The organism is Lysinibacillus sp. FSL R7-0073 (assembly GCF_038009065.1).
GTDB classification, from domain to species: domain Bacteria; phylum Bacillota; class Bacilli; order Bacillales_A; family Planococcaceae; genus Lysinibacillus; species Lysinibacillus fusiformis.
In genome coordinates this window covers 657,131-676,832 of the sequence record NZ_JBBPAS010000001.1, presented here as the reverse complement: position 1 = coordinate 676,832, position 19,702 = coordinate 657,131, and the positions used below count along the sequence as shown (strand labels likewise).

Genomic DNA, 19,702 nt, shown 5'->3' with positions numbered 1-19,702 from the left:
CAAATTATTCCATTAAGTAGACTCGTTTTCGTATAAAAAAGTTACATTACATTTACACTATTTTAAAAAAGAAATACATACTAATGAAAAATCTAAATTTTATGATTCTGAAATAGATATAAACAGATGGTTGTAAGGATAGTGGTAGCACGAAAAATAAAGGGGGCTAGGCTTGCTAGTTTTGGGTAGAGAATAAGGTAGCATTATTCTCTTTTCATAATGCTACTGTGGTAATAAAGGGACTAAACTACATGAAAAATATTAGGGAAACAATAATTATTTAATAGACTCTTAATAGGTTATTCTAAAAATTCATTTCAAAATGATAAAGCGCTCCTCTTTAATTACTTATTTGCAAATTAAAAAAGGAGCGCTTTTAAGTTTTTCTACCTTACGATCTCTAGCACAGCTTGCTTCACCTGCTCAATCTTTTGCTGTGCCTGTTCTGCTGTTTCCCCTACTATACCAATATAAAACTTGCATTTGGGTTCTGTGCCAGACGGACGAATAGCAATCCACGAATCGTCCTCAAGGATAAACTTTACTACATTTTCTTTTGGAAGGGTTAGTCTCTCTGTTGTACCGTTTGCTAATATAGCTTGTCCTACCAAATAGTCTTCCGTACGAAGCACAACCAAACCAGCAATTTTCTTTGGCCTATTTTCACGTAAACGTCGTAAAATGACCTGCATTTCTTCTTGTCCATTTTTGCCTTCAAATTGTTGGGAAAGCAGAGTTTCTTTGTGGTAACCATATTCCTTATACAAATTTTCTAGCTGATCCAGCAATGTGTAGCCCTGCTTCTCATAAAAAGCAGCCATTTCAGCCACTTTCAATGCAACTTGAACTGCATCTTTATCTCGCACAAATGTTTCAATTAAATATCCATAGCTTTCCTCATAGCCAAATAAATACGAGTATTCACCTGTTTGTTCGTATTCAGCAATCTTTTCAGCAATATACTTAAAGCCTGTTAAAGTATTTACTGTCGCTACATCGTATTTTTTAGCAATATGAGTACCTAATTCTGATGTAACAATCGTTTTTAGCATAACTCCGTTTTGAGGTAATGTACCGTGTTGTTGTTTTGTCGACAATATATAATGCAGCAATAAAGCACCAAGTTGATTCCCTGTTAAAAGCTCGTAATTATCGCCATCTCTTACAGCTACACCCAAACGGTCAGCATCTGGATCGGTCGCTAGCAATAGATCTGCCCCAACCTGTCCACCAAGTTTCATAGCTAACTCAAAAGCTTTCGATTCCTCTGGGTTTGGATAAGGAACTGTTGGAAAATCTCCATCTTGCACAGCTTGCTGTTCTACAATGTACACTTGTTGAAAGCCGAATGCCCTTAACCCTTCACTAACTGGCACCAAACCAGCTCCATGCAATGGGGTATAAACAAGCTTCATATGTAAAGCTACATCTTGATTATTTTTTAAAGTTAAAAGACATTTTAAGTACTCATCATCTAAATCACTCGCAAGCCATGTAACATACCCTTGCTGTTCTAATATTGCAAGTTCTTCTATCTTAATAGAAAAAATGTCACTTATGTCATTCATATAGTGAATAATATCGTTTGCAAACTTTGGCGTTAGCTGTGCACCATCTTCACCATACACTTTAAAGCCGTTATATTGTTTTGGGTTATGACTTGCAGTAATCACTACACCAGCATAAGCATTTAATTTACGAACTGTAAACGACAACTGAGGTGTTGGTCTAGCTTCTTTATAAACATATGAACGAATTCCATGTGCTCCAAGTATACTTGCAGTCTCACAAGCAAATTCATAGGAAAAATGACGTGTATCATATGCAAGTACAACGCCACGCTGTTTAGCTTCTTCCCCATTAGACTCAATATAACGAGCAAGACCTTCTGCCACACGACGAATCGTATAAATGTTCATACGATTCGTTCCAACACCTAGCACACCACGCATGCCACCTGTCCCAAATGATACATATTGATAAAATCGATCTTCTATAGCCTGTTCATCATGAGCAATAGTAATAAGCTCCTCTGCTAAATAACTCGGAAGTGGCTGAGCTAACCAATGATAATATAAATCTTGGACATTCATCATTTACTTATCACCTTTTCTTCTTGCAACAACTCTAGCATCTTACTTTTATAGGCTTCTACGCCCGGCTGATCAAATGGATTAACCTCTAATAAGCAGGCACTCATCGCACATGCCTTCATGAAGAAGTAAATCAAATAACCAAGATGATAAGCATCTAGCTTTGGCAATTCTAGTTGAATAACAGGCACCTGACCTTCTGCATGTGCCAGGGCTGTTCCTTGCTTAGAAATAGCATTAATCTCATTAAAAGTACGTGTCGACAAATAATTTAAGCCATCCTCATTCCGTGCATCAAAAGGTACGGCTAAATCGCCCTCAATCTCATGGAAATGTAATAATGTTTCGAACATGACACGACTGCCTTCCTGAATAAACTGTCCAATTGCATGTAAGTCGGTAGAGAAGTTGACAGTAGAAGGATAAAGCCCTTTATACTCTTTCCCTTCACTTTCACCAAATAATTGCTTCCACCATTCATGAAATTTATTGAGACCTGGCTCAAACGAAGCCAGTAATTCAATCGTATAGCCTTGCTCATAGAGCATATGACGCATCACCGCATATTTGTAGGCATCATTATGTGCCAAATCTTCCTCGGCTAGCTCTGTTGCAGCATGACGAGCACCATTCATTAAAGCACGAATATCTACGCCTGCAACAGCTATAGGTAGCAAACCTACAGGAGTTAAAACAGAATAACGCCCACCCACATCAGCAGGTATGACAAATTGACGATAGCCTGCTGTATCAGCAATTCCTTTTAATAAACCTTTATCTGCATCAGTCGTTACGATAATGCGCTCTGTTGCCTTTTCACCATACCGCTCTTCCATATATAAACGCATGACACGAAAGGCGAGCGCAGGTTCCATTGTCCCACCTGACTTTGAAATTACATTGACATATACTTGTTTTGTATTTAAATAAGCGAGAAGCTCTTTAATATAGGCTCCACTCATATTAAGACCTACGTAGACAACTTCGATACCACCCTTAGCTAGCCCGAAGTAAGGCATCAACGCTTCCTGTATCGCACGCGCACCTAAGAAGGAGCCTCCAACACCTACAACAACCAAAACATCTGCACAGGCTCTTATCTCACTTGCTACACCTTCAATAGAAGTAAGCATTCCTTCATGATTCTCTAGCGGTGACTCTATCCAGCCTGTTAGAGGAAATTGTGGCAAAGTGTTATGGATTTTTTTTACACGATCTTTATATTGAATAAGATCGCTATCATTTAGCGAACAATTCAGCAATGTTGTTTTTACAATTTCTGTATACACTATAGAATCCTCTCTTCTAAAGGTAAATTTTGATATCTATATTATGACATATAAAAAAAAGAAAACCAACTCGAACTCTGTCGAATTGGTAATTAGAATTGTTTTTTATGCCAAAACCATGCACTTTTTATGATATCTTGTATGTCCAATCGGGCCTTCCATCCTAATTCAGAATAAATCTTATTCGCATCGGCGACTAGCCTAGCAGGATCACCCGAACGTCGTTCAACATACTGTACTTTCGCCTTTTTCCCAGTAATTCCCTCGCACGTTTCAATAACTTCTTTCACCGAATAACCGTGACCATTACCTAAATTATATGTTGCTGTTTCAATTTTATTTTCTAATAATGCCTCGAGTGCCAATAAATGCGCGTTAGCTAAATCAGTGACATGAATATAATCTCTAATACAAGTCCCATCAGGTGTATCATAGTCAGTGCCAAAAACTGAAATTGATTCTCTTTGTCCTCCTAAATGCTGAAGGATAATCGGAATTAAATGTGTTTCTGGATTATGGCATTCGCCAATTTCAGCAGTTTCATAAGCCCCTGCCGCATTAAAATATCGTAAAACAACAAATTTCATCCCATAGCTTTGTGCGAAATCAGCTAGTATTTGTTCAACCATTAACTTCGACTGTCCATATGGGTTGATTGGATAAGTTGGCGTTTCTTCATCAATGATATCAACTGACGGCATCCCATAAGTTGCAGCAGTAGAAGAGAAAATAAACTTATTAATTTGATTTTGCTTCATCATTTTTAATAAATTTAATGTAGCGACAACATTATTCTCATAGTATTTAAGAGGATTTATTACAGACTCACCGACTAAGCTATATGCTGCAAAATGTAAAACTGCTTCTATTTTATAAGTATCAAATATGTGTTGAACAGTAGCAGGATCTCCCAAATCACCTTGTATAAAAATAGCTCTTGCATCTACTGCCCAACCATGACCAGTGCTTAGATTATCCAGTATAACGACATCCTGAGTTTTCACTAATTCTTTCACAAAATGACTACCAATATAACCAGCACCACCAACAACTAGTATCATATCGTTTCACCACTTAACTGTTTGGCTTTTTTTAAGATAAATTCTTTTATCCCCGCACTTAAATCATCACGTTCTAATGCAAAATCAATAATTGTTTCTATAAACCCCAATTGCTCACCAACATCATAACGTCTTCCTTCAAAGGCATAGGCAAAAACTCGTTGGATACCATTTAAAGATTCAATTGCATCAGTTAATTGAATTTCTCCACCTTTCCCCTTCTTCTTTTCATCTAAGAAGTGGAATATTTCTGGAGTCAATATATAGCGTCCAATAATGGCAAAGTTAGAGGGCGCTTCCTCTAATGCAGGCTTTTCAACAAATTTAGTGACTTGCATTAATTTGCTGTCAATGCTTACCGGATCTATAACACCATAACGATGAACGTCTTCATTGGTCACCTCTTGTACACCAATGACGCTTGATAAAATGTTCTCATATTGATTCATGAGTTGCTTTAAACAAGGCTCTTCACTTTTTACAATATCATCACCAAGCAGGACAGCAAAAGGCTCATCACCAATAAATTTACGAGCGCACCAAATGGCGTGCCCTAAACCAAGTGGCTCTTTTTGTCTTATGTAGTGAATCTCTACATTGGCAGATTCCTGCACCTTTTCAAGAATATCAAATTTACCTTTTTCAAGTAGATTTGTTTCTAACTCTAACGCATTATCAAAATGATCCTCGATGGCTCGTTTACCTTTACCTGTAACTATAATAATATCTTCAATCCCTGATGCAATTGCTTCCTCTACAATATATTGAATCGTAGGCTTATCTACTATTGGTAACATTTCTTTAGGCATTGCTTTTGTAGCAGGAAGGAAACGTGTACCGAGTCCAGCTGCTGGAATAATTGCTTTACGGATTTTTTTCATTGAGCGTCACTTCCTAAAGAAATTTACATGATTTCAAATCATTGTTATACAACACTATCAAATTTGAAAACTATTGAATTTAATTTAATAGGCATTTTTATTTACAAAGCCATTGATAATTGTCTTCATAATTATTTTAATATCAAATAGTAAAGTCCAATTTTCAATATACTGAATATCGTGCTCTATTCTGTCTTCAATTGAAGTATCTCCGCGCAATCCACATACTTGTGCCCATCCTGTTATTCCAGGTCTCACATGATGCTTTACCATATATTTTGGAATTTCTTCTTTAAATTGATCCACAAAATAAGGTCTTTCAGGTCTTGGTCCAACAATACTCATGTCACCTTTCAGCACATTAAAAAATTGTGGAAATTCATCAAGACTTGTTTTTCGCAGGAAGGTACCAAATTTAGTCCTTCTTGGGTCATTTTCAACCGTCCATTGTGTATTAGAGTCTTCTACAGTCATGTGTTTCATCGATCTAAATTTATACATATAAAACGTTCTCCGATTAAGACCCACGCGCTCCTGTTTGAATAAAATAGGTCCCGGAGAGGTTAATTTCACGCCAAGAGCAATAAATAATAACAAAGGTGATATAACAAGTATTGCACATAACGAAAAAGCAATATCAAATATTCGTTTCAGTACTCTATTTATATATTCATCTAATGGTATATCCCGGACATTGATAACTGGTAAATCACCAAATCGTTCAAAGTATGGAGTTGCAGGCAGGATATCATAGAAGTCTGGAACAATAGATACTCGTACACCTGCCTTTTCGCAGGCTACTATAATTTGGTGATATTTAGAAAAAACTGTTAAAGGCAATGCGATAACTACCTCGTCAATTATTTTATTTTCTAGTATTGTTGGAAGATCTTCTATCTTTCCTAATACTTTTTGTTCACTATTGATTTGTTTAAAATCATCCAAAAAACCAATTACTTGTAGCCCATATTCGGGGTGGTTATCTAAGTTTTCTATATATCTATTTCCAACTGACCCCGCTCCTAAAATTAAAACAAACTGTTGGTTGAAGCCTTTTTTTCTCATCACTCTTAATAGTTGCTTAACAAAAAATCGATATACGACGATTACCAAAAATCCTACAAGAAGATAGATGATTAAGAACATCCTTGAAATATCGATCGTTTTAACAATAAATAAAGCACTTAATAAAACAAACATACTATAAATTTGTACTTGAATTATTTTAGAAATTTCTTTTGCAAACTTCATTTTTCTTTTGGGTACGTATAAGCCTATCAAAAAGCCTATAGCCAAAAATGCCACCGAGTAAACAATGTTCCAAATGAAATAATCCGTTAGTGGCAAATAAGACCCTTGCTGCTCTTTATTAATTACAAAGCGAAAATACCATGCAACAGCAAATGCTAATTGAATAAAGATGAAATCTGTTGTCATATATAGCTGTGTAATAAAGCGCTCTTTTCCTCTTATCACTTTAATCACCTATTTAACTTTATAATTTAATGTACTCTTTTCAAAAGGTTACTTATTGTAGCCGATGTTAGTTTTAATGTAATTCCTGTATAAACGACACTGTTAACAAAAAAGTTATACCTTTTTGCATAATGTTTTTTATGGAATAAATACATGGCCCTATGGAACTCATACACTATTTTAAATGGTTTTTTTCTACTACTAGCACCCTTATAGTGAGTAATAGATACCGTTGGATTATAAACAATTCGCCATCCTGCTTCTTTAATTCTATAACACCAGTCTATATCTTCTCCATACATAAAAAATTCTTCATCTAAAAGCCCCACTTGCTCAATAACTTCCCTTCTTACCATCATAAATGCACCTACTAAACAATCAATGTCATGTATTTCTTTCATATTTAGGTAGCTTTTATGATAGCTATTATATTTAGGGCTAGTAGGATATTTTTGAGCTAAGCCCATCATATAATAGAAGGAAGCTTCTGGAGTTGGAAAACCTCTATGACAAGCCTTATCCAATGTACCATCAGCTAAATTTACTTCGCATCCAACAACACCAACATTCGTTTCTCTATCCATGAAACAAATAATTTTATCTAATGTATTTTCATTCACTATAGTATCAGAATTTAATAATAAAACATAACGTCCGTTACACTCTCTTATTGCTTGGTTATTTGCTTTGGAAAATCCGACATTTTCTTTATTAGATATCGTATGCACTTGAGGAAATAGATTCTGAATTTGTACTAGAGAACCATCTGAAGAAGCATTATCGACTACAAAAATCTCGTATAGAAAACTTATATTTGATTTTATAACTGATTGAATACAATCAATTGTTAGCTTTTTAGTATTATAATTTACAATTACTATACTTAAATCCATTTTAATTTTTACCATATTCCTTTAAAATATTGATAAATCTTTTTCGAAGGAGCCTTTCTATAGGATTGTATAAACACTTTCTTATTTTTTAAACTTTTATACTCTATAAAAAGAAGTTTATATGCATAGAAAAGCTTTCGTTCTTTTAGTAGAATATAAACTAAACAAGATGCTTCATATATAAAAATAAAAGGAAAATGCAATAAAAAGTAAAATATGTTATCATTTTTAATAATATAAAAATGTCTATTGATATAGGAATGCTTTCTGGTTTTAAGGGAGATATCCTTCCTTGATTTATTATCCTTCCAACCACGTTCATGCTGTGCTATGGCTTTAGGGACAAAACATATTTCCCAACCTGCTAACCTTGCTCTCCAACTTACATCAACATCTTCTTTATAAGCAAAAAAACTCTCATCAAAAAATCGCCCATCTTCTGAAATCATATCAATCATTTCTCTTTTATAAACCGCTGCAGCACCTGAAACTCCAAAAACATTTATCATATCATCATATTGTCCTTGGTCTACTTCTCCACTTCCCCGATCAACTGCGCGACGACTTTTCTTAATATTAATCCCTGTACTGTCAATAATATATGAATCTAAATCTCTATATAATTTACCAGTTGCAGCACCAACTTTTTCATTAAGCTGCATAAATTTTATAATATGTTCTATATAATATTTATCTAATATCACATCTGGATTCAATACTAAAACATAATCTGTCTCAGCGTAGTTTAAACCTTGGTTATGACCACCTACAAATCCACTATTTATGCTATTTTGAACGAAATAAACATTTGAATAATGAGAAACAACGTCTTTAATACAATCATTTGAATCATTATCAATTACTATTATCTTCTCAACTGGATATGATTGTAAAATCACTGAATTTAAACAATCTGCTATATAATCCGCACTATTATATGTAACTATTTGAACAGCTATACTAGCCAAATTACCCCTCTATTCCTTTTATAATACAATTTAATTATAGCTTTATAAACAAAAATAACAATCTAATGGAGATTGTTATTTTTGTTTATATATTCATCTAAAGCTTCTTTCCAACTTCTCCTAGGAATAAAGCCATTTATTCGAACTGACAAATCGCCTAAGACAGAATAAGCAGGACGCTTTGCAGGTCTTGAGAATTGATCTGAAGTTAATGGTTTAACTTTGATATCTTTATTAGCTAATTTAAATATTTCTTGAGCAAATTCAAACCAGGAACATGTTCCACTATTTGTACAATGGTAGATACCATATTTCTCCGTTTGCACTAATTCAATAATGAACTCTGCTAGGTCGACTGTATAGGTAGGAGATCCGACTTGGTCATGAACAACACCCAGTTCGGATTTTTCCTCAGCTAATTTTAGCATGGTCTTCACAAAATTAGGACCATACTCTCCATAAACCCATGCTGTACGTACAATAAAATATTTTGTGTTAAGCGTTTGTGTTAAAAACTCACCTGCATACTTTGATTGCCCATACACACCTAATGGATCTACATTCATATACTCATTATATGGAGAAGTTGCTTGTCCATTGAAAACATAGTCAGTACTAATGTAACAAATTTTTGCTCCAACTTTTTCTGCTGCAACAGTTAAATTTCGCTGCCCTACAGCATTTACTTGAAAAGCTAACTCTTCATTAGTTTCTGCTCCATCAACATTTGTATAGGCAGCAGCATTAATAATAATTTGGGGTTTGATATCATTACATACGGTTAGTACTCTCTCCGTATCTGTTATATCTAAATCAGTTTTAGTAAATACAAACAAATCGTGCTCACTATCAGTTAATTGTTTTACCAACTCTTGTCCTAGCTGCCCATTTGCACCTGTTACTATAATTTTCATTATAGCTTACCGCCATATTGTTCATCATAATAGTTTTGATAATCACCTGAAATGATGTTTTCCCACCAGTCTTTATTATCTAAATACCACCGTACAGTTTCTTTTAACCCTGTTTCAAATGTATACTTTGGCTCCCAGCCTAACTCTTTTTGAAGCTTCGTCGGATCGATGGCATAACGTCGATCATGACCTAAACGATCTTCTACATATTGGATTAATGATTCTGGCTTATCAAGCTGCTTTAACAGTTCTTTAACAACCTCTAAGTTCGTTTTTTCATTATGTCCACCTACATTATACACTTCGCCATTTATGCCTTTATGTAAAACTAAATCAATTGCACTGCAATGATCTGTTACATGTAACCAATCCCTGACATTCTTACCATCGCCATATACAGGAAGTTTTTTATCCTTTAAAGCATTAATAATCATTAAAGGAATTAGTTTTTCAGGGAAATGGAAGGGACCGTAATTGTTAGAGCAACGTGTAATATTTACTGGTAGACCAAATGTTTCATGATAAGCAAGCACTAAAAGGTCTGCTCCTGCTTTACTTGCACTATAAGGACTATTTGGAGCTAGTGGTGTTTGTTCAGTAAAATATCCATCTTCCCCCAACGAGCCATAGACTTCATCAGTTGATACTTGTAAATATTTTTTCACATTATATTTCTTTGCAGCGTCAAGTAATACCTGTGTTCCTTGAATATTCGTTTGTACAAATATTCCTGGGTTTGTAATACTACGGTCAACATGTGACTCTGCTGCAAAATTAATGATAGCATCTACACCATCACCAATTAGTTGATCCATCGTCTCTGTATCTGTTATATCAGCCTTTACAAATTGATAATTTGGCTTGCCTTCAGATGGCTTTAAATTTTCTAAGTTACCTGCATATGTTAAAGCATCAACATTAACAATCGAATACTCAGGATATTTTTCCACCATGTAGTTAACAAAGTTACTACCAATAAAACCTGCTCCACCTGTTACTAGAATCTTCATATTATCATTCCTAACCTTTAAAAATAAATTGTCGTTCTAAATCCTTTAAATAAGGATGCTTTGTATCTTTGTCAGATAATATTGGATTTGACGTTGGCCAAGCTATATTTAAATCTGGATCATCCCAAGCAATCCCACGATCATGCTCTGGAGAATAATAATTATCTACCTTATAAAGAAACTCTGTATTTTCGACTAAAGTGCAATAGCCGTGGGCAAAGCCTTGCGGAATAAGTAATTGCCTCTTATTTCCTTCACTTAATATAAACCCTTCCCATTGGCCATACGTCGGAGATCCTTGACGAATATCCACAATAACATCATAAACGGCACCTCTTGTAACTCGTACAAGCTTCGTTTGAGCAAAAGGTTCTAATTGATAATGTAAACCACGTAGAACACCACTCTCATTTGATAGCGCATGATTATCTTGTATAAAGTTAAATGTGAAACCATTTTCTTCAAATAGTTGGGCGTTATAAGTTTCCATAAAGAAGCCTCGATTATCCCCAAATACCTTTGGCTCAAAAAGATATGCATCTAATAATTTTGTCTTAATAAATCCCACAATAAAGGACCCCTTATAATTTTTTATTCGCCAATGAAATAAGATATTGACCATATCCATTTTTCTTTAACGGTTCGGCTAACTCTAATAACTGCTCTTTAGAAATATACCCTTTACGGAAAGCAATTTCCTCTAAACATGCTACCTTTAAACTTTGTCTTCTTTCTATCGTTTCGATAAAAGTGGATGCTTCTAAAAGAGACTCATGCGTTCCTGTATCAAGCCATGCAAAACCACGACCTAATAATTCCACATGAAGATTTCCAGACTCTAAATATGCCTTGTTTATATCCGTAATTTCAAGTTCTCCACGAGGAGATGGTTTAATAGACTTTGCAATTTCAACTACACGATTATCATAGAAATATAATCCTGTTACAGCATAACTAGACTTAGGTAATTCAGGTTTTTCTTCTATGGAAATTGCTTTACCCTCATTATCAAACTCAACAACTCCAAATCGTTCTGGGTCTTTAACATTATAGCCAAAAACTGTAGCTCCATTTTCTCGTGAAGCAGCTCGTTCTAACATTGCAGTAAATTTATGTCCATAGAATATATTATCTCCTAAAATTAAAGCAACAGACTCCGATCCAATAAATTCTTCCCCAATGATAAAGGCTTGAGCTAAGCCATCTGGTGACGGTTGGACAGCATATGATAAGCTTAATCCCAAATCCTGCCCATTACCTAATAATTGCTCAAAACGCGGGGTATCCTCAGGTGTTGAGATAATAAGAATTTCTTTAATGCCAGCTAGCATCAGTACTGACAAAGGGTAATAAATCATTGGTTTATCATAAATTGGTAATAATTGTTTAGATACTGAGCGAGTTAAGGGGTATAAGCGTGTGCCGCTTCCTCCCGCTAAAATAATTCCCTTCAAAATGTTCCTCTCCTGCAATTACTTATTTTTTCAAAATGTATTTTGATAATATAAATGTTAAAGGTATAGAAATAACTATAACTAAGATAGGTGCCATAACCTCATTAACAATATTATTTTTAACTAATAAATTAAGTACAATAACATTTATTATATATTGAACGATATACACTATCGGATATCCAATAGCCTTTTTAAACGTTAGTTTAACATTAAAAACATATTTTGCATTTAATAGAAACGAGATAACAATTCCACTGATGTAAGAAATGACATAAGCAAAATTATATCCTATATATGAAAGTAACGTTAGGTAGACGCAATAAGTTGCTACTGTATTAAAACCACCAACACATAAAAAACGAATAAATTCCTTATTCATACACTTCATCTACAATGAAACCTGGTTTTTTCCGAGTCTCATCTAAGATCCTCCATAAATATTCTCCAATTATCCCGAGCATCATCATAATAATTCCTTGTAATAAAGTAATTAGTGCAATAATAGTTGTCCAACCTTGTACGGCTACATATCCAGCTAAGTATGCAACAATAGTAAATAATGCATAGATAAAACTCAATAAGGCAACTACAAACCCAATCCCTGTCATAAAGCGGATTGGTGCATAAGAAAAACTCACAAATGAGTCAACAAAAAGTTTTATTTTTTTTGAAAAAGTCCAACGTGATTTACCATGTTTTCTTTCTTGTCTAACATACGGAATGAAGTCTTGATCATGACCAAGTGAAAAAATCAAGCTCATAATATTTGTATTTTTTTCACTAATTAAAACTAATTCTTGAACAACTTGTTTATCGATAAGAACAAAATCAAAACCACCTTTTGGATAACCTTTAATAGCAAATCTATCCATCAAATAGTAATAAGTGTTTGAAAAAAGTTTTTGAGAAAAGCTTTCTTCACGATCAGTACGCGTTGCCATTACTACTTTTTTGCCACGTTCCCAACACTTAATCATATCTTTAAATAACTCTGGAGGATCTTGTAGATCTGCTGAAATAATACCTACACAATCTCCAGAAGTGTAATTTAATCCTGCCTGAATTGCTTGCATAGATCCATAATTTTTACTTAACTTTATTACTTTAATACTTGCATCTTTTTTCCTTTCTTCAAGTAATAATTTTAAAGAGTCATCTTTTGAGCCATCATCAACAAAAACAAATTCAAGATCGTAACTTGGGAATAGTTCTTTTAGTGATTGGAGTCTTGGTACTGTATATGGGATATTTAATTCATTAAAGTAAATTGGAACTAATATAGAAAAAATCTTTTTACTCATAGCTATTAATTACCTCTACAACCTTCTTGGCTTCTTCAATGGTCATTACAGGACTTATTGGTAAGCTTAAAATTTCACTATGAATTTTCTCGGATATTTCAAAGCTTAAATGATTCCATTCTTTATAGGCCTCTTGTTTATGAGGTGGAATTGGATAATGGATAATTGTTTGAATAGAGTTTTCGAGCAAATATTTTTGAAGTCTATCACGTTCTTTTGTACGTACAACAAAAACATGCCATACATGCTGGGTATCAACTTCAACTGATGGAAGTATTATGTTGTTATTCTTAATATTTTCGAGATAATATTTTGCTATTTTTCGTCTATCATTATTTTCGCTAACTAAAAAATCTAACTTTACCGAAAGGACAGCAGCTTGAATTTCATCAAGTCTACTATTAATGCCTTTATATAAGTTTTCATATTTTTTATGGGAGCCGTAATTTCTAAAAGCTACCAGTTTTGTATATAGGGCTTCATCATTGGTCGTTATCGCACCGCCGTCCCCCAATGCACCTAGATTTTTCCCTGGATAAAAACTAAAACCTGCTGCATCTCCAAGATTACCTACTTTTCCACCTCTATAAACTGCACCGTGCGCTTGAGCACAATCTTCTATAACTTTTAAATTATATTTTTTTGCAATTTCAATAATCGGTACCATGTCACAACTTTGTCCATATAAATGCACAACCATAATAGCTTTTGTTTTATTGGTAATATGCTTTTCAATATTAGCAGGATTAATATTATATGTACTTAAAGTAGGCTCTACTAAAACAGGTGTAGCACCATTAGAGGAAATAGCTAATATAGAAGCAATATAAGTATTTGATGGTACTAAGACTTCATCTCCTTCTCCAATATCGTAGGCTTTTACTATTAAAGAAAGTGCATCTAATCCGTTCGCTACGCCAATAGAATATTTTGTACCACAAAAGTCTGCGAATTTCTTTTCAAATTCACGCACAGAATCACCCAGAATATACCAACCAGATTTTAAAACCTTATCTAATGCATGGCTAATGGCATCATAATGTTTTTCATTCATTTTTTTTAAATCTAAAAATTGAATCATTTACTATTCACCCTTCATTTTAAATGTATCACTTCTCCAGTAAGAGCTTTTTTATATATTTTGCCACAACTACATTCAGCTTTTTCAGAAATAAAATGTAGTTTCTCTGTACATTCACAAATATGATATTTAAATTTCGCTGGATTACCAAATACTAATGAGTACGCAGGAACATCTTTTGTTACAACTGAACCTGCACCTACCATTGCAAACTTGCCGATAGTATTTCCAGCTATAATAACACTGTTAGCACCTACACTTGCTCCTTCTGCAACTAAAGTTTTCATAAATGACTCAGGATATTGCTTACTTCGTGGCATTAAATCATTAGTAAAAACTACATTAGGCCCTAAAAATGCATTATTTTCGATTTTAACGCCATTCCAAATATAGATCCCTGATTTTATGGTTACGTTGTCTCCTATTTCTACATCATTTTCGATAAAACAATGATCACAAATATTACAATTAGCTCCAATTTTTGCTCCTTCTAAAATGTGTACAAAAGCCCACACACGAGTATTATCACCTATCTCTTTGGTTTCGATTAAAGCGTGGGAGTGCTGATAAAATTCCCCCATATTATACCTCCTGTGTTTTTTTAGAATAAACTTCTAAAAATTTATTATAATCTCTAATATAATCCTCACTATCATATAATTCTGAAGCAAGCACTAAAAGCACACAATCTTCTGAGAAATCATACATCTCATGCCAATCGTTTGGTTCCAAAATCAGGACTTTATTGGGTGCATCTAAAAGTACTTCATCTGTTCTAATTGTATTATCTAAAAATACTTTACATGAACCTGAAACGCTAATTAATGCTTGTCTAGTTTTATAATGTGCATGAAAGCCTCTACATACTCCTTGTTTTGTACTATAAATATAAAATATTCTTTTTACTTCAAAAGGTACATGAACTTGGTTTTCTATAACTGATAGGTTTCCGCGATCGTCTCCTAATATATCTATCTCTAAAATTTTACTTAAGTTCATCACTATGCCCCCTCACCTACTAATATCTAAGATTACAGTTCCGTTTTTTAGAATTTTTATGCTAGCAACCTGATATCTCTCTGCTTAATACTTAATTTTATACAACAAATATTTTGAATAAAAAATAAACTTAAGCCTAATTACCATACTATTTTAATTTAATAATGCCTTCACTCGCTCTAAGCTATCAAAAAAATAATTATTACTATCATCAATTTTTATAGCCTGTTCATAATAAGATAAAGCTATAGTATAATCTCCCATACTTTCTTTTAACTGTCCCATAAAATAACTTGGATAAGGATTTTCACCTTTTGCTTTTTCCACTGCCTTAAGTAAAAATGATTCCGCATTTGCAAAATCCTTTATATTTAAGTATTTTTTCCCCAACTCCATGTTTAAGTACCAATCATCATTTTCCTCAAGTTGCTTTAATAATGTATTAATTTCAGGGTATAAAATTTGCACTCTATGTTCCTTAATAATCTCTAGTTCTTCAGAATTTGAATTGATATAATATTTTTTCAAAATACCGTCAGTATCATAAACAAAGATTTTATTATATTCTTCAATATTTACATTCCCAATATTTTTCAACTTTGTATACTTAGTATCATCTTCTATCCCCGTATTAAGCACTGTTAAATTCACCTTAATATCGAAAGTATCTTTTACAAAATACATAGATTTATACCAAGTTTCTTCAGTATTATATAGTCCTGTAATCAATACTTTATCTTCTGGTTCAATATGCTCTTTTACAAAATTTAAACTTTTATATATATTTTTATTAACATTTTCCGGAAAGACTGCCCACATGTTATCAGTATAATCATTTTTGTAACCTAATGTAGTTGTAAAATTCAGTATTAAAATCAATGTTAAAATACTATTTACTACTCTTTTATCAATATTAATAGAAGATAAAACTAATATAACCGAACTTATTAATGGAACTGCTACCCAAACATAATGAGGTACCACATGGTTAGGTAATACCGAATAAGGAATATAAGCTGATAAACCTATTGCTAACATCATTATAATTTCTAAAATAAATTTTTTCTTGACTATAGATAACATAAACACTAAAAAAATGATTGAAATAATATAGAAATTAACCCCACCTTTTAAATAATATAAAAATGTTTTAAATAAGGAGATTATATCGTAAGAAACAAAGTAAGGAGAGTCTTTATCTGGACTAAAACTTACAAATGCACTTCCAATAATTTTACTTCTAATTAACGTAAGTATTAGTAATAAGCTACTTGAAATTGTTAAGTAAATAGCATATTTCCTTTTTTTATTTTTATTAATGAGAACTTGGAAAATGAAAAATACTATGATTGATAATCCATAAGTTTCTTTTGTCAATAGCGATAATAATACAAATAAACTTATGAATATTGACTTCCTTAAATTAATTTCATACTTATACCAAATTAAAATAGCAACTAAGAAAAAGAAAAGTGCTATTGTACTAAAGATATCATATGTATAATTTATGTAAAATGTTGGGTGGGAAAAAATTAATAGTAAAAAGATAAGTTTCAAATATGTACTTATATTATTTCCAATAATATTTCGATAAATCTTAAATATTAAAAGAATATTAAGAATAGTTACTGCAATACCGAAAAGTAATATAGATTGGTAGCTCACCATACCCACTAAACTTAATAAAAAATCTCCAACCACTCTAGATGAAACAAAAAAATCCCAGAATGTATTTCCTTGAAAATCTCTATAATAATCAATTTGATCTGAATGATGAGGTAAAACAGGATTGAAATACCCCGGGAAAATATATCTAAGGCTCAAAAAGTAACAAATGAATATCAGAGTAATATCTCCCATATTTCCTTTTAATAAATATTTCAATGAAGCTTGTTTCATTTATTTATTTAACTCCTTTATATATATCATGAATTTTTTAATATAGGTAAAAGCTCTATTAATACATTTTCCCAACAATATTGTGATACCCATTCAATATTATTTTCTAACGGTCTTTGCAATAACAATTTCAAACTTTCATGTATACTTTCTGCAAAAAAAGGATTACAGTATTCTGCATAACACGAAAAGTATTCTTTGGTAGGTTCTGTATCCGATACTGCTATCGGTAGCCCTAAAGTAAGTGCTTCTAAAGAAGCCAAACCAGGAGTTTCTATAAAACTAGGTTGAATATGGCCTTGACTACCTTTCAATATTTTAAAAACTTCTTCTTGAGGGAGGTGTTCTAAAAAATATATATTGGATCCAGATATAGATTTCAAAGTTTTAAAATAATCTTCATAACCATAAGATGTTTTACCAATTAAAACAATATTGATATTTTCTAAGTTAGCTGCTTTCACTAAGTTTAATTGATTCTTTCTTGGACCAATACCACCCACACAGCAAATATAATTTTCAGGTAAATTATATTTTTCTTTTATAAAATCATCTTTCTCAATGTTCTCTAATTTATTTAAATCAATACCATTATAAATCACCTTTACATTTTTATTTAATTGGTCTAATTTAAAATTATCGTTTAAATGATTCCATTCTGCATATGAATTAGGGCAAACATAATATGCATTTTTTATAATATCACTGATACACTGTTTTATTTTAAATAACTCTGTTTCTTTAATCATAAAAAAGTCTATAATTCCATTATTGTTTTTTAAAAATTTAAAAGCCCTTATATAAGATTTTAAAAAATCAGGCATAATTTTTTTTGCTATCATTCTCATATTAAATTGAACTGGCATTTTCAACGAATCCAAGTTCCAATAAACTGGAAACAAGATATATGGCTTGCTATATTTTTGACAAGCTTTCATACATGCATACGCCTCTAAAGGATTTGTTAAATTAAAGATAAAAATATAATCATAACCACTTAAATTTTCTAATGGATTGTCACTCACTGTTACACTAAAATTATGATTGATTAAAAAATCCTTTATAGCATTAATCTGTACGGTATCTCCACCAGGAAATTTTGAAGAATTTATTCGATCAAAAATTAATATTTTTTTTTTCATATTTCCTCTCAAATAATTTCATTTATTTTTTTTACACGTTTTTGCCATGTATGTTGCTCTGCTACTTTACGATGCATTTCAATATGATTCTTTTCTTCTCCCATGTCTAGGGCAACTTTAATTTGTCTTTCAAATTCTTCTTTTGTGTCTCCTATAAAGACGCCTTCAATCTCTAAAACTTCTGGCAAAGGTGTACTAACTACACACTTTCCTCCTGCCAAATATTCAAAAACTTTAACTGGAGAAGTACTCAATGTTATCTCATTAATTAAAAACGGTAAAATTGCTACATCAAACAGGCTTAATAAATGCGGTATTTTATTATATGAAACTCTTTTCAATACCTTAACTTTACCTATTCGCTTTAATTCCTCTACCTGCATTTCAACTGTAGGATAAACCTCTCCCACTAATACAATAGTCCAATCTGGATTAGATTTGGCTATATATTTAACTGTATTAAAATCAAACCATTCAGCAATCGCACCATAATAACCAATAATTTTTTTATCTGCTGCTTTGATTTTTTCTAATTCTGGCCAATCAAATAAATCATAATTCATAAAATCTTCTATCATAACAGCATTCGGTAAGTATAAAACATCTTTATTGAATATAGATAAATCATTTTTTATTGACTTTGCTGTAGCTAATAGACAATTACAATCTACAACAGATTTCTCAAAATCTATAAAAATGTTATCATAAGTATCAAATGTATCTATATAGTCTATGCAATCATATATCTTATATAGATTCGAATATAGCACTTCCCAATTACTAATTGTTTTTAATTGATGTGGCCAATATTGCCAAACAAAGACTTGCTCGTTTGCACAACTTTGTATTAATGTTGTTCCATTATTGTTATCATTGAATAAATACAAATTAGGCTCTACTTCTAATAAGCCCCGAACAAACCAATCTGGCTCATATGGAAATGATGTATCTGTCATATAAAAAACAAGATGACCTTCTTTTGCTAAGGCTCTAGCAATTTGTTGAGGTCTTTGAAACATATAGCCCCATGGACAAGATGGAGAAGGGAAAATAAATATTCTCCCCTTGTTCCCCTCTAAAACATTCAGTATTTGGTTTTTTAAAACAGATTCTTTTGGAAATCTTAGAACTTTTCCTTTAACACTACGAGGCAATTTATTGATAATCTTTCTTTGTATTATCTCTGGTTTATTTTGTAATACTCTCGATATTCTCTCTATTAATTCCATAAGATTTTA

Annotated in this window: 19 protein-coding genes; all 19 read right to left on the bottom strand. The window is 32.5% G+C overall.

Translation table 11 applies throughout. The annotated features are described in order from the left end of the window. Positions 1-386: 386 nt before the first annotated feature. The 19 genes from MKY88_RS03240 to MKY88_RS03150 all read right to left on the bottom strand — a co-directional run bounded on the left by MKY88_RS03240 (position 387) and on the right by MKY88_RS03150 (position 19,693). Positions 387-2,093, bottom strand: coding sequence for a phospho-sugar mutase (locus MKY88_RS03240; protein ID WP_340814797.1), 1,707 nt, complete (start codon positions 2,091-2,093; stop codon positions 387-389). Beyond that, on the bottom strand, positions 2,093-3,382 hold the full coding sequence (locus MKY88_RS03235; RefSeq protein WP_193830927.1) for a glucose-6-phosphate isomerase: 1,290 nt from the start codon (positions 3,380-3,382) through the stop codon (positions 2,093-2,095). The genes MKY88_RS03240 and MKY88_RS03235 overlap by 1 nt, the downstream gene beginning before the upstream one ends. Positions 3,383-3,474: 92 nt before the next feature. Continuing rightward, positions 3,475-4,443, bottom strand: a complete 969-nt coding sequence (gene galE / locus MKY88_RS03230) for a UDP-glucose 4-epimerase GalE (protein ID WP_340813000.1) — start codon at positions 4,441-4,443, stop codon at positions 3,475-3,477. Then, positions 4,440-5,324: a UTP--glucose-1-phosphate uridylyltransferase GalU gene (galU, locus tag MKY88_RS03225; protein WP_340812999.1), complete on the bottom strand. Its 885-nt coding sequence runs from the start codon at positions 5,322-5,324 to the stop codon at positions 4,440-4,442. Before galU ends, galE begins: the two co-directional genes overlap by 4 nt. An 84-nt stretch (positions 5,325-5,408) precedes the next feature. Then, entirely contained in the window at positions 5,409-6,800 is a 1,392-nt protein-coding gene (locus tag MKY88_RS03220; RefSeq protein WP_258270593.1) for an undecaprenyl-phosphate glucose phosphotransferase, read from the bottom strand. A gap of 26 nt (positions 6,801-6,826) precedes the next feature. Continuing rightward, positions 6,827-7,693: a glycosyltransferase family 2 protein gene (locus MKY88_RS03215; RefSeq protein ID WP_340814796.1), complete on the bottom strand. Its 867-nt coding sequence runs from the start codon at positions 7,691-7,693 to the stop codon at positions 6,827-6,829. Positions 7,694-7,701: 8 nt separating this feature from the next. Next, on the bottom strand, positions 7,702-8,661 hold the full coding sequence (locus MKY88_RS03210; RefSeq protein WP_340812998.1) for a glycosyltransferase family 2 protein: 960 nt from the start codon (positions 8,659-8,661) through the stop codon (positions 7,702-7,704). Between the two features lie 62 nt (positions 8,662-8,723). After that, a complete protein-coding gene (gene rfbD / locus MKY88_RS03205) occupies positions 8,724-9,575 on the bottom strand; it encodes a dTDP-4-dehydrorhamnose reductase (RefSeq protein ID WP_291755375.1) in 852 nt (283 codons plus the stop codon). Next, the gene (gene rfbB, locus MKY88_RS03200; RefSeq protein WP_193830921.1) at positions 9,575-10,585 is read right to left on the bottom strand and encodes a dTDP-glucose 4,6-dehydratase; all 1,011 of its coding nucleotides are present in this window, start codon (positions 10,583-10,585) and stop codon (positions 9,575-9,577) included. Before rfbB ends, rfbD begins: the two co-directional genes overlap by 1 nt. A gap of 10 nt (positions 10,586-10,595) precedes the next feature. Then, a complete protein-coding gene (rfbC, locus tag MKY88_RS03195; RefSeq protein WP_232540441.1) occupies positions 10,596-11,153 on the bottom strand; it encodes a dTDP-4-dehydrorhamnose 3,5-epimerase in 558 nt (185 codons plus the stop codon). A gap of 13 nt (positions 11,154-11,166) precedes the next feature. Continuing rightward, positions 11,167-12,039: a glucose-1-phosphate thymidylyltransferase RfbA gene (gene rfbA / locus MKY88_RS03190; RefSeq protein WP_025114727.1), complete on the bottom strand. Its 873-nt coding sequence runs from the start codon at positions 12,037-12,039 to the stop codon at positions 11,167-11,169. Between the two features lie 22 nt (positions 12,040-12,061). Further along, on the bottom strand, positions 12,062-12,421 hold the full coding sequence (locus tag MKY88_RS03185) for a GtrA family protein (protein WP_232540440.1): 360 nt from the start codon (positions 12,419-12,421) through the stop codon (positions 12,062-12,064). After that, the gene (locus MKY88_RS03180; RefSeq protein WP_193830919.1) at positions 12,414-13,343 is read right to left on the bottom strand and encodes a glycosyltransferase family 2 protein; all 930 of its coding nucleotides are present in this window, start codon (positions 13,341-13,343) and stop codon (positions 12,414-12,416) included. Before MKY88_RS03180 ends, MKY88_RS03185 begins: the two co-directional genes overlap by 8 nt. After that, positions 13,336-14,424 (bottom strand): DegT/DnrJ/EryC1/StrS family aminotransferase, encoded by a 1,089-nt coding sequence (locus tag MKY88_RS03175; protein WP_193830918.1) that lies wholly within the window; start codon positions 14,422-14,424, stop codon positions 13,336-13,338. The genes MKY88_RS03180 and MKY88_RS03175 overlap by 8 nt, the downstream gene beginning before the upstream one ends. Positions 14,425-14,438: 14 nt before the next feature. Next, complete coding sequence (locus tag MKY88_RS03170; protein ID WP_193830917.1) at positions 14,439-15,005, bottom strand: acyltransferase; 567 nt, start codon at positions 15,003-15,005, stop codon at positions 14,439-14,441. Position 15,006: 1 nt separating this feature from the next. Continuing rightward, positions 15,007-15,423, bottom strand: a complete 417-nt coding sequence (locus tag MKY88_RS03165) for a sugar 3,4-ketoisomerase (RefSeq protein ID WP_193830916.1) — start codon at positions 15,421-15,423, stop codon at positions 15,007-15,009. 153 nt (positions 15,424-15,576) lie between these two features. Beyond that, positions 15,577-17,322 carry a tetratricopeptide repeat protein gene (locus tag MKY88_RS03160; RefSeq protein ID WP_193830915.1) on the bottom strand — a complete coding sequence of 582 codons (1,746 nt, stop codon included), beginning with the start codon at positions 17,320-17,322 and terminating at the stop codon, positions 15,577-15,579. A gap of 26 nt (positions 17,323-17,348) precedes the next feature. Further along, complete coding sequence (locus tag MKY88_RS03155) at positions 17,349-18,464, bottom strand: glycosyltransferase (protein ID WP_193830914.1); 1,116 nt, start codon at positions 18,462-18,464, stop codon at positions 17,349-17,351. 8 nt (positions 18,465-18,472) lie between these two features. After that, a complete protein-coding gene (locus tag MKY88_RS03150; RefSeq protein ID WP_340812997.1) occupies positions 18,473-19,693 on the bottom strand; it encodes a glycosyltransferase in 1,221 nt (406 codons plus the stop codon). Between the last annotated feature and the right edge of the window lie 9 nt (positions 19,694-19,702).

What these genes read in the sequence shown, in the direction of transcription:
- MKY88_RS03240 (WP_340814797.1), bottom strand. Translation starts at nt 2,093, where the DNA reads ATGAATGTCCAAGATTTATATTATCATTGGTTAGCTCAGCCACTTCCG.
- galE (WP_340813000.1), bottom strand. Translation starts at nt 4,443, where the DNA reads ATGATACTAGTTGTTGGTGGTGCTGGTTATATTGGTAGTCATTTTGTG.
- galU (WP_340812999.1), bottom strand. Translation starts at nt 5,324, where the DNA reads ATGAAAAAAATCCGTAAAGCAATTATTCCAGCAGCTGGACTCGGTACA.
- MKY88_RS03215 (WP_340814796.1), bottom strand. Translation starts at nt 7,693, where the DNA reads ATGGATTTAAGTATAGTAATTGTAAATTATAATACTAAAAAGCTAACA.
- rfbD (WP_291755375.1), bottom strand. Translation starts at nt 9,575, where the DNA reads ATGAAAATTATAGTAACAGGTGCAAATGGGCAGCTAGGACAAGAGTTG.
- rfbB (WP_193830921.1), bottom strand. Translation starts at nt 10,585, where the DNA reads ATGAAGATTCTAGTAACAGGTGGAGCAGGTTTTATTGGTAGTAACTTT.
- MKY88_RS03185 (WP_232540440.1), bottom strand. Translation starts at nt 12,421, where the DNA reads ATGAATAAGGAATTTATTCGTTTTTTATGTGTTGGTGGTTTTAATACA.
- MKY88_RS03180 (WP_193830919.1), bottom strand. Translation starts at nt 13,343, where the DNA reads ATGAGTAAAAAGATTTTTTCTATATTAGTTCCAATTTACTTTAATGAA.
- MKY88_RS03175 (WP_193830918.1), bottom strand. Translation starts at nt 14,424, where the DNA reads ATGATTCAATTTTTAGATTTAAAAAAAATGAATGAAAAACATTATGAT.
- MKY88_RS03170 (WP_193830917.1), bottom strand. Translation starts at nt 15,005, where the DNA reads ATGGGGGAATTTTATCAGCACTCCCACGCTTTAATCGAAACCAAAGAG.
- MKY88_RS03165 (WP_193830916.1), bottom strand. Translation starts at nt 15,423, where the DNA reads ATGAACTTAAGTAAAATTTTAGAGATAGATATATTAGGAGACGATCGC.
- MKY88_RS03160 (WP_193830915.1), bottom strand. Translation starts at nt 17,322, where the DNA reads ATGAAACAAGCTTCATTGAAATATTTATTAAAAGGAAATATGGGAGAT.
- MKY88_RS03155 (WP_193830914.1), bottom strand. Translation starts at nt 18,464, where the DNA reads ATGAAAAAAAAAATATTAATTTTTGATCGAATAAATTCTTCAAAATTT.
- MKY88_RS03150 (WP_340812997.1), bottom strand. Translation starts at nt 19,693, where the DNA reads ATGGAATTAATAGAGAGAATATCGAGAGTATTACAAAATAAACCAGAG.